Source organism: Bartonella sp. AP65SXKL (assembly GCF_042195725.1).
Classification (GTDB): Bacteria; Pseudomonadota; Alphaproteobacteria; order Rhizobiales; family Rhizobiaceae; genus Bartonella.
Genome location: NZ_JBHIOW010000005.1, coordinates 33,510 through 47,907, shown reverse-complemented (window position 1 = coordinate 47,907; position 14,398 = coordinate 33,510). Strand labels below are relative to the sequence as shown.

The 14,398-nt window shown below is 39.8% G+C and carries 10 protein-coding genes; 6 read left to right on the top strand and 4 right to left on the bottom strand.

Annotation, left to right across the window (positions count from 1 at the left end; translation table 11 throughout):
• Positions 1-28: 28 nt before the first annotated feature.
• Positions 29-1,237 (top strand): MFS transporter, encoded by a 1,209-nt coding sequence (locus ACFIMP_RS04420; RefSeq protein ID WP_375686094.1) that lies wholly within the window; start codon positions 29-31, stop codon positions 1,235-1,237.
• A 428-nt stretch (positions 1,238-1,665) separates the two neighbouring features.
• On the opposite strand, the gene ACFIMP_RS04415 is transcribed toward ACFIMP_RS04420, so the two are convergent.
• Together ACFIMP_RS04415 and ACFIMP_RS04410 are read right to left on the bottom strand one after the other, a co-directional pair.
• Entirely contained in the window at positions 1,666-2,037 is a 372-nt protein-coding gene (locus tag ACFIMP_RS04415; RefSeq protein ID WP_375686052.1) for a helix-turn-helix domain-containing protein, read from the bottom strand.
• Positions 2,038-3,796: 1,759 nt separating this feature from the next.
• Complete coding sequence (locus ACFIMP_RS04410; RefSeq protein WP_375686051.1) at positions 3,797-4,828, bottom strand: DUF3472 domain-containing protein; 1,032 nt, start codon at positions 4,826-4,828, stop codon at positions 3,797-3,799.
• A 460-nt stretch (positions 4,829-5,288) separates the two neighbouring features.
• Between ACFIMP_RS04410 and clpB the strand changes: the two genes are divergently transcribed.
• Positions 5,289-7,868 (top strand): ATP-dependent chaperone ClpB, encoded by a 2,580-nt coding sequence (gene clpB / locus ACFIMP_RS04405; RefSeq protein WP_375686050.1) that lies wholly within the window; start codon positions 5,289-5,291, stop codon positions 7,866-7,868.
• A 404-nt stretch (positions 7,869-8,272) separates the two neighbouring features.
• Here clpB and ACFIMP_RS04400 read toward each other — a convergent pair whose 3' ends face one another.
• Both ACFIMP_RS04400 and ACFIMP_RS04395 read right to left on the bottom strand, forming a co-directional pair.
• Positions 8,273-8,644 (bottom strand): helix-turn-helix domain-containing protein, encoded by a 372-nt coding sequence (locus ACFIMP_RS04400; RefSeq protein ID WP_375686049.1) that lies wholly within the window; start codon positions 8,642-8,644, stop codon positions 8,273-8,275.
• A 368-nt stretch (positions 8,645-9,012) separates the two neighbouring features.
• Positions 9,013-9,384 (bottom strand): helix-turn-helix domain-containing protein, encoded by a 372-nt coding sequence (locus ACFIMP_RS04395; protein ID WP_375686093.1) that lies wholly within the window; start codon positions 9,382-9,384, stop codon positions 9,013-9,015.
• A gap of 1,188 nt (positions 9,385-10,572) precedes the next feature.
• On the opposite strand from ACFIMP_RS04395, the gene ACFIMP_RS04390 reads away from it, so the two are divergent.
• The 4 genes from ACFIMP_RS04390 to ACFIMP_RS04375 all read left to right on the top strand — a co-directional run bounded on the left by ACFIMP_RS04390 (position 10,573) and on the right by ACFIMP_RS04375 (position 12,874).
• Positions 10,573-11,808 (top strand): MFS transporter, encoded by a 1,236-nt coding sequence (locus tag ACFIMP_RS04390; RefSeq protein WP_375686092.1) that lies wholly within the window; start codon positions 10,573-10,575, stop codon positions 11,806-11,808.
• Positions 11,809-11,824: 16 nt separating this feature from the next.
• Positions 11,825-11,980 (top strand): hypothetical protein, encoded by a 156-nt coding sequence (locus tag ACFIMP_RS04385; RefSeq protein WP_375686048.1) that lies wholly within the window; start codon positions 11,825-11,827, stop codon positions 11,978-11,980.
• A gap of 93 nt (positions 11,981-12,073) precedes the next feature.
• On the top strand, positions 12,074-12,205 hold the full coding sequence (locus tag ACFIMP_RS04380; protein WP_375686047.1) for a hypothetical protein: 132 nt from the start codon (positions 12,074-12,076) through the stop codon (positions 12,203-12,205).
• Between the two features lie 273 nt (positions 12,206-12,478).
• Entirely contained in the window at positions 12,479-12,874 is a 396-nt protein-coding gene (locus tag ACFIMP_RS04375) for a conjugal transfer lipoprotein TrbH (protein WP_375610669.1), read from the top strand.
• The last annotated feature ends 1,524 nt before the right edge of the window (positions 12,875-14,398 follow it).

Below are 14,398 nucleotides of genomic sequence, written 5' to 3'. Positions count from 1 at the left end.
TAACGAAAAAGAAGGGGTGCGTGTTTTGGTGCAAAGAGGTGGGGCAATAAAAAATCGCTTGTTGGTGCTTTTGCTGGGTAATGGCGTGGTGTCATTTGGCGGTTGGATTGATTATATCGTGATTTTGACCGTATCTGTGTTCACGTGGAAAGCTGATCAATATGATGTCGCTTTTATTGGAGCGGCAACATTATTACCTGGTATCGTTCTGTCTAAGCCAATTGGAATGTTGGTAAGTCACCGTTCTATGATCCATTGGTTGCGGGCGTCACTGCTGTTACGGGCACTCTGTACTGTCGGTTTATTGATGGCGACGAGTCTGCAAGGATTTATTATACTGGCAGTTATTCGAGCGACATTCAACAGTCTAGCCATGCCTGCAATTTCCGTTCTCAGTGCAAATTCGGTGCCTGAAAACGGACGGACTCGTTACTATTCTGTGCTTAACATGATCAATAGCGCGGCAAAGATGATAGGACCTGCTTTGGGGAGTGCTCTGTCTGTACTTTTATCAGATACCTATACTTTATTGTTTTCTGGATTTTTGACATTGCTAGGCTTTATGGTGTTTTGTTGTCTTGGTGCACAACCTGTCTCGTCGCTCATGATAAAAACAGCGAATACCATAAAATCAAAGCAGAGGCTTTATGGGACAACTTGGTATGCCTATGTGGCGGTGATGTTTGTGTATTTTGCCATGATCTTTATGGTGAATAATCAGTTGCCGGTTATTCTTAGTGCAATGAAAATGAATAAACAGGCTCTTGGGATGCTGGTATCGGCTTCGGCAATCGGTAATTTTCTCTATGGATTTTGGAGTGTGAAACAATCAAAGTATAAACCCCTTACAGGCAAAATATCAGAGTTGTTAATGCCGGCAATGTCAACAATGATTGGTTTTGTCATGATCTCAGTGTGCTTTTTTTACTTTGATTTACTCCGTATTGAGACTTTGTTGCTCTGTTTTTTCCTTATTGGAATGGTTAGCGCTTACTTTTCCATATCTTCTAATGTTTATCTGGTAAGCAATTTCAATGAACAGATTGGATTGGCTTCCGGATGGGTGCAGTCTATACAAAATTTAGCTATGTTGGTGGCGCCGTTTGTTGGAGCGTTTGTTTTAGGTCACACTTCGGCTGGAAAATTGTTCCTTCTTTCTGGATTGAGTGGATTATTCTGTTTATTGGCTATCAGGATATTGCTGAACCGTTCTTTGTTAATTGTTCGATCTCAATGATTGGCTCATCAATAAAACAAATGTTTTAAATCATTTTTCTGAGATTTAGAGGACGTGGAGATAATCCAACATAGAGCAGCTTTTTTGACGTTATAGGTTTAATCTTTGATTTTTACTTAAACGCTCATATGTTTTTTTCGGGGCTTTGCCTTCTTGATACGGTTCCACTGTCTCGTAAACGCAATAGGGGGCATGGTTTTGAGCGACAATGTCATTTTTGTTTAACTCCGCTTTGCTACGAATAGCCAAACTTAAAAAACTCAGCTGCCAATCCTTAATCAGCTTGACTTGAAGCAATAATGGAAACAGAAAACGAGGAGCTATAGTGTGAATTATCTTATATGCCGTAAAATATCATTCTTGGAGGTATGGTGATATCAGGTATGGGAAACTTTAGGCAGGGGGTATGGTAATTGTTGTGCTTTTGCTTAATCAGAAATCAACCACAAGATTGCTTTTTGTTTTTTTGGTTGGAGGTCTCTAAAATTTTTCAAAAGAGTGTGTTCTTTTTCGCTGTATGTTTCTTGATCACGGTGTGGGGTATTTTCTTTTGTGGGAAGATCTTCTTTTGTAGCAATATCTGCATAAAAAAAGCTTATAGGAACTTCCAGTTTTTGAGCGATTTCCAGTAAACATTTGGCGCTTACACGATTTAAGCCTTTTTCGTATTTTTGGATTTGTTGGAAACTGACACCTAAATGGCTTCCTAATTCTTTTTGGGAAAACCCTATTGAAATGCGTCTGTGACGGATTCTTTTGCCTATCAGAATGTCGATAAAATGTGGATTTTTAGTTGGCACTTCAAGCCCCCCTCCGGTTGCGAGCGCCCTCGCATTGGTATTCCGGGAGGTTGAAAATACTGAGCTCAGTCAGCCTTTTGCTTTTAGTGCTTACCGCACTTGGACATAGCAAAAGCTCCCGGAATTCCGGGATACCCGCAAAGCGGGATAAATTTATGTACTGAGCGTTCGGGTTTTCAACTCCCTATTTGATCGTTGCGTGGACGATCAAAAACACACTTTAAGTGATAAAGTAATTTCAGGAGATTGGCAAGAGAAATGAAAATAATTTCAAAGACTATAAAATTGGGTACTTTTTAAAAAAGTGCGAAATATGGATTATAAATCGCGTCTTTTGCTTAATCAGAAATGTCGATAAAATGTGGATTTTTAGTTGGCACTTCAAGCCCCCCTCCGGTTGCGAGCGCCCTCGCATTGGTATTCCGGGAGTAACAAGTACTGAACCCTAGTCAGCTTTTTGCTTTTAGTGCTTAAAGCACCTGGACATAACAAAAACTCCCGGAATTCTAAGGATATTCGCAAAAGTGGGCTCAATTGTACGTTAGGGTTTAGGGCTTTTAGTTCCCTGTTGATCGCTGCGTAGACGATCAAACTTACGATATTTATTCATAAGGCAGTTTCAGAAGGTTGGCAAGAAAAATGAAAAATTTTCTATTCTGTTATACCGTAAAACGGCGCTATTTGAAGGAGGAGTGAAGAGCTTGAATATTCAGGGTAGGGCTTTGATTTGTTGAGCCTGATGAAGTGCTGTCGTTTGAGGAGGGTAGTCTGAAGACTGTAAGGGGACTAGGCAAAAAGCTGGGTTCGTTTTCAGAACAGTGTTTACAGTGCAGCGCGGGTGGTGATGTGGAAATTTTATTTGGCTGACTTCTGTAATAACGTAAAAGCGTTAAAACGTATATCCGTAAAATGATGCGGGGGATTTGTGCTTTGTGTATACTTTTATTTGGCGTGGAATGTGGTGAGATAAATGGGGGAATGCATTTGTGAGTGGAGAGGGGAAAGCTGGGATGAAAAGGGGTGTTAAGTGCGTTTTCTGGAGAAGAGTATGTGGAGAATATTTGGAGGAAGGGCTTATTTGTCTTGTCTGATAAAGCGCGTCTTTTGAGGGGTGGTGATAATTATATGAAGTGATCAGTAGTCCTTCCCTAGATAAGAAGCTGGATTGTTTACGGACCAGTGTTTATCGAGCGGTGTGGGGTGGTGAATCTTTCGTTGGCTGTTTTCTGTGAATGTGTAAAAGCGTAAAAATGTGAATCTGTAAAAGTGAAGAGGAGGATTTATGGATTTATGCATTGTGCGTGTTTTGGGGGCACGTTGGGTTTTTGCATGGATGGGGTGAGATAAATGGGGGGAGAACGAGCTTGTTAATCGAGGAGGGAAGCTGGAATGAAGAGTGCTGTAAGTCGTAAATGTTTGATGGGAGAGAAAAAGGAGTGCGTGGAATGGGAGAGTGCCTATGGACAAGGGGGAGGGTGTGGATAAGAGGTGGGGGTAGTTTAAAGGGATGCGTGAAGGGATGGTGTGAGGGTGATAGAAGAGGGAGGTGAGGCTTTTATTAAAGGGTGCTGTGGTTTTGAAAGGGGGTGAGAATGGAGAAAATACGCTGGAAAGTATGATGATGAGGTGAGCTAAAGGGATGAGAGCAGGGCTCGAAAAAATAACTGGGAAAGGGAGCCGTGGTGGGGAAATGAAAAAAAACTTTCTCACCCCCAGTTGTTTTCAAAGGGGAGTGAGGGGCTTATCAAGAAGAAAAAAGCTAGTTTCTTTTCATAATCTTCCAAGTTTTTCCATCAGACATATACATAATCTTTTGACCTGTGGTTATCTTTTGTGTGCCGTGAGTGGTGTGAAGCGTAGAACTGAAAGCCGCTAGATGATCTATAAAGATTGATTTCCACTTAAATGAATCAGGAGATGGCAAAAAGATATTGGGTGCCCAAGAACGATTTTTTGAACGAATAACGACAAGCTCTTTTTGTTTCAAAACGTTAGAAATTGTTTCTGCAGACAGATCTTTCTCATTGGAAATTTGTATTTCTGGTTTAGTAGTAGGCGAGGCTAAACCTCCAAAGTCGCTTATACTTGTCATGCAAAAGTTGGATGTACATGATGTTTGGATGAAGTCAGAATCTTGACACTTTCCTTGATTAGAGTCTTTCAGACTCCCTTCGTGTAGCTTGTTTTGTTTTATGCCTTGAGGCTCAAAAAAAATCGAACTTTGCGGACTTAAATCATAACAGGAGGAGAGATGTCTCTTCCAACGAGAATGGTCTTCAACAAAACTTGAAGATTTACGGAGTTGTCCAAATGTATTTGGTACTTCTATGGTCCCAATATTCACTTTTTTACCCGTTATAAAATCGACTACTGTCGCTGTAACTAGATTTCCATTTTTTTCAACATATAATCGATATCTGCGTCCCATCTCCCATGGAAAGTTAATTTCACATCGTACTCCTGAACCTTCCTGAGTAAAATGCTTACATGTATTACCCTTCCATCCCGTTGCATTCCAGATAGAAAAATGAATGGTACGGCCGCTCCTGTTGAAAAAACCAATTTGTCCACTTTTTCCATTTTGGAATTCAAATTTATTTCCCCAGAAATAGATGGAGTTAGGCCCACCATCGTAATTTACTTGCTGGGTGAAAACAAATAGATCAAATGATGCATTTTTAAGCCATTCATGCTCTATTGTAATAACTTTGCCGGCAAAAACGGCATAGCTTGGTTTACTTATCAGAAGGAATAAAAGTATTAAAATAACCTTTTTTACAGTATGGTACATACTCAAATCCTCTATCTTAATAAAAATAGTGTAACTTTATAAGTATTAAAGCACATATTCAATGTTTTGTTAAGTAAAATTAGAGAAAATACTTTAATGTTTACTCTAAACTATATGCTGTAAAGACTACTTTGTTTAAAGTGTTTTTGCATGCTCCTTTTCTGCTGTTCAAATTTAAGTTTTAATGGTGGAATTTAGGGGTGATGGTTTAAAAAGGGGAGTGATGATGGGGGGGGTATAAGAAAAGTTGCGGTTTTTATTTAAAATGATAGCGTATTTTTTTTCTCCCTCTTGCTATGAGGCTTGTAGAAACCCATATTCTTTTTAGCACTATGGTTCTTCTTCTTGCTGCTTTTTTCGCGGTGTTTTTTAGAGGCTGGATAATCCTTTCTGGATGTTTCTTTTGTGAAATATTGGAGAGGTTAAAGTGTGGTGATGGCTTGAGATTTAAGGAAAAAAAATGAACTTGGAAAAATATAGCGAACGCGTGCAGGGTTTTTTACAATCAGCACAAAATAGCGCTCTTGCTTCTGATCATCAGCAGTTTTTGCCGGAGCATTTCCTGAAAGTGTTGTTAGACGATTCTCAAGGATTGGCTGCATCGCTTATCCAAAACGCTGGTGGTGATCTTACTCTTATTCAAAAGGCGCTAAAAGAAGCACTTGATGCTTTGCCTAAAGTGCAGGGGGGAAATGGACAGCTCTATCTTTCGCAGCCATTGGCAAAAGTTTTCGCGCTGGCTGAGGATATTGCGAAAAAAGCCGGTGATCAGTTTGTGACCGTGGAGCGCATGTTGCAAGCGCTGATCATGGAAAAGACCGCAAAAACAGCCGATATTTTAACAAGTGGAGGATTGACCCCGCAAGCGCTTAATCGGGCAATTAATGCGCTGCGGAAAGGAAAAACAGCAACAAGCCCCCATGCTGAAGGACAATATGATGCCTTGCAAAAATATGCCCGGGATCTCACAAAAGATGCCCGTGAAGGAAAACTCGACCCTGTGATTGGGCGGGAAGAGGAAATCCGCCGCACTATTCAGGTGCTTTCACGGCGGACCAAAAATAATCCCGTGTTGATTGGTGAGCCTGGGGTGGGGAAAACAGCTATTGTGGAAGGGTTGGCATTGCGCATTGTTAATGGCGATGTACCTGAAACTTTGCGGGATAAACAGCTTCATGCGTTGGATATGGGAGCGCTTATCGCTGGTGCAAAATATCGTGGGGAATTCGAAGAGCGCCTTAAAGCGGTGCTGGCAGAGGTGCAAGCTGAAAATGGTCAGATCATTTTGTTTATCGATGAATTGCATAATCTTGTTGGCGCTGGAAAATCCGATGGTCCTATGGATGCTTCTAACTTGTTAAAACCTGCTCTTGCGCGCGGAGAACTCCATTGTGTGGGCGCTACTACGCTCGATGAATATCGAAAATATGTCGAAAAAGATGCTGCTCTTGCACGACGCTTTCAGCCTGTCTTTGTACCGGAACCCTCTTTAGAGGATACTATCTCTATTTTGCGCGGTATTAAAGAAAAATATGAACAACATCACAAAGTGCGCTTGGCAGATAGTGCTTTGATTGCGGCGGCGCGTTTGTCTAACCGCTATATTACGGATCGTTTCTTGCCGGATAAAGCTATTGACCTTATCGATGAAGCGGCGGCGCGGTTGCGGATGCAGGTCGATTCAAAGCCGGAAGAACTCGATGCTGTTGATCGGCGTATTTTACAGTTGAAGATCGAACGGGAAGCTTTGAAAACAGATGTCGAGCCAACAGCAAAAGAACGTTTGGAAAATGTGCAGGAGGAACTCAAAACATTGGAACAACAGTCCGCTGAGATGACAAGTGCTTGGCAGGCTGAGAAACAAAAATTAGGGCATGCTGCTGATTTGAAAAAACAACTCGAAGAAGCACGTAATGCTTTGGCTATTGCACAACGTGATGGACAATTCCAACGCGCTGGAGAGCTCGCTTATAGCGTTATCCCTGAACTCGAAAAACAATTGAGTATTGCGGAAAATGATGACCAACAAAATCATCTCGTTGAAGAGACGGTTACTGCTGAACATGTGGCGCGGATTGTTTCACGCTGGACCGGTATTCCTGTTGATCGAATGCTGGAGGCAGAACGGGAGGCGCTGTTGCGGATGGAAGATGAAATTAGCAAACGTGTGATTGGTCAGGGAGAGGCTGTTCAAGCCGTCGCGCGTGCTGTACGTCGTGCGCGTGCAGGGTTGCAAGATCCCAATCGTCCGCTTGGCTCTTTCATGTTTTTGGGTCCTACTGGTGTGGGAAAAACCGAATTAACCAAAGCTCTTGCCGCTTTTCTTTTCCAAGATTCCAATGCCATGTTGCGCATCGATATGTCGGAATATATGGAAAAGCATGCTGGGGCGCGGCTGATTGGGGCACCTCCTGGATATGTTGGATATGAAGAGGGTGGGGTGCTGACCGAAGCTGTACGTAGAAGACCTTATCAGGTTATTCTGTTTGACGAAATTGAAAAAGCACATCCGGATATCTTTAATCTCTTGCTACAAGTGCTCGATGAAGGGCGCTTGACTGATAGTCAAGGACGTACCGTTGATTTTCGCAATACCTTGCTGATTATGACTTCTAATCTTGGTGCTGAATTTTTAACCGCTTTGCCTGAAGGGCAAACCGTTGAGCAGGCAAAAAATGATGTTATGAATGTCGTTAAAGCGGCTTTCCGTCCTGAATTTTTAAACCGTATTGATGAGATTATTCTCTTTCAAAGGCTGCAACGTCACGATATGGAAGCGATCGTCGATATTCAGATAGAACATTTGCAAAATTTGCTCAATGAACGCAAAATAACTTTGCAAATCGAGCCAGAGGTGAGAAAATTTCTTGCCGATAAAGGCTATGATCCGCTCTATGGTGCGCGTCCCCTTAAACGGATTATTCAAAAAGAAATTCAAGATCCATTGGCGGAAAACATCTTATTTGGAAAAATTCACGATGAGACGACGGTGAAAATTACAAAACAAGGAGATCGGTTGGAATTTTTGCCTGAAGATTAAGTTTGGAAAAATTCATGGTATAAAGGGCGGTGATAATCCTATTATGTGATAAACACCGCTCTTTGAAGCGTGCTGATTTAGAAAAATTCACGATGAGACAGCGGTATTTTATTGCAAAGCAAAGGGAGTGGCTGGTGTTTTTGCATGTTAAATCAGCGTTTTCGAATATCGTAGGATTCTTTTACTTCTGTTTGTCGTGAAAACTATTTTCTTGCAATTTTATAAGTGAAGTCACAAGCGGGATTGCTTTATTGCTTTGTGCGTAAAAACGTTAGAGAGAAATGCCGTTTATCCGCCGTAAAACATTGCTCTTTGAAGGGGGATGGGGAGCTGATCTGAATTTGACTTAAGGATGTTTCGTTGTTTGATATATTAACAAATAATGTTGATCGTTGTGCTGTTGCTTAATCAGAAATTAGCCACAAGATTGCTTTTTGTTTTTTCGGCTGGAGTTCTCTAAAATTTTTCAAAAGGGTGTGTTCTTTTTCGCTATAGGTTTCTTGATTGTGGTGTAAGAGGGTTTCTTTTGTTGAAAGATTTTCTTTTGTGGCAATGTCTGCATAAAAAAAGTTCATAGGAACTTCTAGTTTTTGAGCGATTTCTAGTAAACATTTGGCACTTACACGGTTTAAGCCTTTTTCGTATTTTTGGATTTGTTGGAAACTGACACCTAAATGGCTTCCTAATTCTTTTTGGGAAAGCCCCATGGAAATGCGTCTATGACGGATTCTTTTGCCTATCAAAATGTCGATAAAATGTGGATTTCTAGTTGGCACTTCAAGCCCCCCTCCGGTTGCGAGCGCCCTCGCATTGGTATTCCGGGAGTTAAAGGTACTGAATCCGAGTCAGCTTTTTGCTTTTAGTGCCAAAGCACCTGGACATAGCAAAATCTCCCGGAATCCCGGGACACCCGCAAAGCGGGTTCATTTTTACGCTCGGATTTAGGACCTTTAATCCCTCTTGATCGGTGCGTAGACGATCAAAATTACACTTTAAGTGATAAAGTAATTTCAGAAGATTGGCAAGAAAAATCAAGAATTTTCTATTCTATTATGCCCTAAAACATTGCTCTTTGAAGGGGAGCTGGTTTGAATTTGACTTAAGGGGGATATGAATGGAATAATGTTGATCGTTGTGCTGTTGCTTAATCAGAGATTAGCCACAAGATTGCTTTTTGTTTTTTCGCTTCGAGCTCTCTAAAGTTTCTCAACAGAGTGTGTTCTTTTTCGCTATAGGTGCATTGATCGTGGTGTAAGAGAGTTTCTTTTGTTGAAAGATCTTCTTTTGTGGCAATGTCTGCATAAAAAAAGTTCATAGGAACTTCTAGTTTTTGAGCGATTTCCAGTAAACATTTTGCGCTTACACGATTGAAGCCTTTTTCGTATTTTTGGATTTGTTGGAAACTTACGCCTAAATGGCTTCCTAATTCTTTTTGGGAAAGCCCTATTGCAATGCGTCTGTGACGGATTCTTTTGCCTATCAAAATGTCGATAAAATGTGGATTTTTAGTTGGCACTTCAAGCCCCCCTCCGGTTGCGAGCGCCCTCGCATTGGTATTCCGGGAGTTAAAAACACTGACTTGACTCAGCTTTTTGCTTTTAGTGCCAAAGCACCTGGACATAGCAAAATCTCCCGGAATTCCGGGATACCCGCAAAGCGGGATAAATTTATGTGTCAAGTCTTCGGGTTTTTAATCCCTATTGATCGTTGCGTAGACGATCAAAATTACACTTTAAGTGATAAAGTAATTTCAGAAGATTGGCAAGAAAAATCAAAAATTTTCTATTCTATTTATGCCATAAAACACTGCTCTTTGAAGGGGTGTGAAGAGCTAGAATATTTGAGGGCAGGCCTTGATTTGTTGAGCCTGATGAAGTGTTGTCGTTTGAGGGGGGTGTCTGAAGACTGTAAGGGTACTAGGCAAAAAGCTGGGTTCGTTTATAGACTATTGTTTATAGAGTGGTGCGGGGTGGTGAACCTTTCGTTGGCTTTGTTCTTTAAAGATGTAAAAGCGTAAAAACGTATATCCGTAAAAGTGAAGTGGGGGATTTATGGATTTATATATTGTGCGTGTTTTTGGTCACTTTGGGCTTTTGGGGGCGTGGAATGTGGTGCGAGAATTGGGGGGAAGTGTCTTCGTGAATGGAAGTTTAGAGGAAGAGTGCTGTTAAGTTGTTAAGTGTGTGACGGGAGAGAAAAAGGGGAATGGAGGATGAAGAGAGTGCGCATGGATAGGAGGAGATGTGGGTAAGGCGGTGGTGCAAAGAGATGCGTGAAGGATGGCGGTTTTGGAGATAGGGCTTGATTTGTTGAGCCTGACGAAGTGCTGTCGTTTGAGGAGTGGGTGGGTGTAAGCTTTATTTTGTGGGGAAAGCTGCTTTTTGACGTGGGATTGTAGATTAGTGCTGGTTGGGAATTTTCATTCTTTGAGACGTGGGCTGGAAGTCAGTGTACTAATATAGCAGATTTTGATCTCATAATTTTTACATTCTTTCTTTTTTTAAAGCAAATAAGCAAGAAAAATTAATATATTACTTGATATTGGTCTAAATGCTTATATCAAGAGGAGTATTTCTTTAAAAATTTTCACTTAACTTATTAAGCGATTTATTAGAATAAAAGACTCTTCTGAAGTTCATATCACCAATTGTATCGAAGGAAGTGTAACTTTAAGTGTAGAAAAGTTTAATATCGGATGGTTGATATGAATTTGTTTTTAAAAAAGAGTCCATTAGCTCTTTTTTGCTCTCTCTTTATTTCCAAAGTTGGTGATTATGCTTATGAAGTTGTTTTTATTTTACTGGTCTTAGAATTAACAGATAACACCTTTTTTACAGGTCTTGTGTATTTTTTTAGATTTATCCCTTTTCTCTTTTTTGGCCCTATAGGAGGTTGGTTAGCGGATAATTTTTCTTTGAAGAAAAATATGATCTTAAGTGAAGTTGTTAGATTATTAGCTTCATTGTTTGTTTTTATAACTTATATAACAGGTACGGCACATATCATTGTTCTTATTTTTGCAGCAATATGTACAACGATCGGAAGAAGTATTTTCCAACCAAGTTTTCAAGCTGCTATTCCCAGAATGTTTTCAATAAAAGATCTTACAAAGGCCAATAGCATTGCTCAAATTATCATGGAAACGGCAGCCGTCATTGGCCCTTTGGTTTGTTCCATACTGCTTTTTTTAGCAAATAAATCGGCAGTACTCATTTTTGATTTTTTTACCTATTTTATATCTATTATCATGTTATTTAATCTCATGAATTTAAATTCAAGCGAGAATAAATCATTCAATTTTATAAAAATTTATCAAGAAACAGCTTCATATCTTAAATATATTTCTACAGAAAATAATAATTTATTTATTACGCTCGTTGGATCGTCGTTTGCTATTCTCTTTACGGGTGCTATTTTAAGATTTTTAATTCCAGCTTTTGTTCTTTTTGTGGGGGGAGAGGAAAGCTTTGTGAGTTATATTTTTTCTCTCATGGCTGTTGGAACTATTGTTGGTGGTTTGTTATATAGTAAAATTATATTAAATATTACTTCGTTGAAGCTCATGATATTTTGGCTTCTTTATGGGGTTATTCTGTTTGTTATGCCCTTAGCTGCAGAAATTTATTTAAAATTCCTTCTCGTGTTAGCATTTGTTTTAGGATTTATTGGTGCCTTTGTGGATATTGGTTTAGTCTCAGCTATTCAATTATATTCTCGTCGTGAAGATTTTGGTAAGAGTTTTGGAACCTTTTCAACTTTAGCAAACTCTGCGGAAGCAATGTCTGGCTTTATTGCTGGACTTTTGGCTCTCGTGGGATTGTTAAGCTCTTTTTTAGCGATGTCCGCATTAATTATTTCCACGGGAATTATTGGCGTTGTAAAAATTAAGAAAAATAAAGAGTTAACACCCCTTAACACGACAGTCGATGACGACCATTGATATATTTGATATCTCCATGCCGTTTCTTTTTTCTAAAGACGGTTTTGCTCATTATCTTATTCATGAGGTAAAAACACCGCTTTTTGAAGGGGGTGATCTGAAACGAATGAGTGGTCAGTGGTGGAAACTTGCTAGGCAAGCATTTGAATTCTTTACAGACCGTTGTTTATAGAGTGGTACGGGGTGGTGAACCTTTCCTTGGCTTTGTTCTGTAAATGTGGAGAAGCGTAAAAATGTGAATCTGTAAAAGTGAAGTGGAGGATTTATGGGTTCATATATTGTGCGTGTTTTTTGTCACTTTGGGCTTTTGGGGGCGTGGAATTTGGTGCGAGGATTGGGGGGAAGTGTCTTCGTGAATGGAGGGGAAATGAAGGGTGCTGTGCGTTGGTTTATGTAATGCAACACACCATGAAAGTAAGTATACATATACTATATGTATACTACATGCTTTACATGTGTTTTTTCGTACTTTTAACATATATATTTTGTGTCTTAAACATAAGCTTTGAGTACTATGAGAGATGGTGGTCGTTTTTTTAACAAGCGAGAAAGTGATTAACTAATGCTTGATAGTAAAGCAGTATGTTGTTAAGGCTATTCTTTGAAAGGAGGCTCTTATTTCTGGTGTAGGAGCTTCTCAGAAGAGAATGCAATTAATAGGGGAGTTAAGATGTCAAAATATTTATTTCCGTTACCGCTTGTATTGGTGGCTGGTTGTGCATCTATCAGTAATTATTCATCAAGTTATGTCAGTCCAAATATTACGAAAGATGATGTAAAATTAATTGCTAACGATTTTGTTCGTAATCTTAAAAAACCTTTACCGCCCGCTACAACAACACTTATTGTGAAAAAAAATAAAACAGAAGACAACTTTACTCCTGTATTTATTGATCTCTTGCGACGGAATGGATATAACGTGATCTATACAGATCAACCAAACAAACAGCAAAATGGTGTAATCTTGACTTATCAAATAACGCCAATAAAGACAGGTATCATGTCTATGGTTTCTTATGATGAGGTTGGAGTAACGCGTTATTATATCCGCACTTATAATCGATGAAACCCCTTTGCCGGTTTGTCTCAAAAAAGTAGATAATGAAGAAATGTGTTTCAGGGGAAGTGTTGGGATTGAATTAATCAATAAAAATTTGCAGATGTGAAAATTACATGTTCAGATGACAATTATTCGTCGTTTCGGTTACAATTTCAGTGTTGTAACGAAGAAAGATGTCGTTTTATCTGTTTGCAATTCTTCATGTTCTGTCTCAGTTATATAGCGCTTTTATCGTTTCTGTCTTATAGAAAATTACTTTCTGTTCTACGGCTCTGTATGCCAATCTAATAGTCAGATCTAAACAATCAAATTCATATGAACTCTTTACAGAAATCTGTTGTTTGAGATTGTTGGAAAGGTGTTTTGTTTTTATCAAATTGTCGCGTGGTGGTTTGGGAGTTTCCTTTGGCTGCGTTCTGTGAAGAAGTAAAAGCGTAAAAATGTGAATCTGTAAAATGAAGTGAGGGATTTGTGCTTTGTGTGGGCTTTTATCATGGCATGGAATGTGGTGCGAGGATTGGGGGATGTATTTGTGAATGGAGCGGGGAAAGTTGGGATGAAGAGGGGTGTTAAGTGCGTTTTCTGGAGAAGAGTGTGTGGAGAATATTTGAGGGCAGGGCTTAATCAGTCTTGTCTGATGACACGGTATTCTTTGAGGTGTCGTGATAACCATATGAAATAATCAGCAGGGGAATTTGATAGACGAGAAATCAGATTGTTGCAGACCAGTGTTTGCAGAGCGGTGCGGAGTGGTGATGTGGAAATTTTATTTGGCTTACGTTCTGTAAAGATGTAAAAGCGTAAAAACGGTGATCTGTAAAATGATGCGGAGGATTTGTGCTTTGTGTATTGTGCATTTTTTTGTCATGGTATAATGATAAATCCATTGAGCACCCCTATCTTTACGCTTCATAAAAGAGCAAGCCGGCACACTATCATTATATTTGTGCTAGCTCGTGGGTGTTGGCTACAGCCCTTGGCATACAGCCCTTGGCACTTGAGACGGTTCATAAGAGCCATTTTATTCCTTTCTTAATCGTTTTTTATCCATACGGGCTCTCCCCTGCTTTTGACGTGCAAGCGAGTGATTTTGATTGATTCAACATGGGAGGGATTTGAAATGAGAGAATCTTACGATGTTTGGAACTCTTAATCAGTATCAATAATGCTAAATTATTTCTTATAAATCAATATATTGTCATGGTGTCGAGGGGTGAGAAGGATTGGGGAGGTGAAGAGTGTGTGAATGGAGGGAAATGAAGAGTGCTGTTCGTGTGTTGGCTAGAGAGAAGAGTTTTGGAATAGCTGTGAACAGATTGCAGAGCTGATGTGTAAAGAGATGTGAAGAGATAAAAACTGTGGTTGGCTTTTATATTCTATGCGAAATTTAACAATTATATTTGCGTCTATATTTGTATGGGGGATATCCGTGAAATGGGTGTGAGAAGCATTGAGAGGTGTTTTTTTAATAAGTGGGTGAATGAGCAATACAATGAAAGCCTATTTAGAGGGGAAATCCTATTTTAGCTC

What these genes read in the sequence shown, in the direction of transcription:
- ACFIMP_RS04410 (WP_375686051.1), bottom strand. Translation starts at nt 4,828, where the DNA reads ATGTACCATACTGTAAAAAAGGTTATTTTAATACTTTTATTCCTTCTG.
- clpB (WP_375686050.1), top strand. Translation starts at nt 5,289, where the DNA reads ATGAACTTGGAAAAATATAGCGAACGCGTGCAGGGTTTTTTACAATCA.
- ACFIMP_RS04390 (WP_375686092.1), top strand. Translation starts at nt 10,573, where the DNA reads ATGAATTTGTTTTTAAAAAAGAGTCCATTAGCTCTTTTTTGCTCTCTC.
- ACFIMP_RS04385 (WP_375686048.1), top strand. Translation starts at nt 11,825, where the DNA reads ATGCCGTTTCTTTTTTCTAAAGACGGTTTTGCTCATTATCTTATTCAT.
- ACFIMP_RS04380 (WP_375686047.1), top strand. Translation starts at nt 12,074, where the DNA reads ATGGGTTCATATATTGTGCGTGTTTTTTGTCACTTTGGGCTTTTGGGG.
- ACFIMP_RS04375 (WP_375610669.1), top strand. Translation starts at nt 12,479, where the DNA reads ATGTCAAAATATTTATTTCCGTTACCGCTTGTATTGGTGGCTGGTTGT.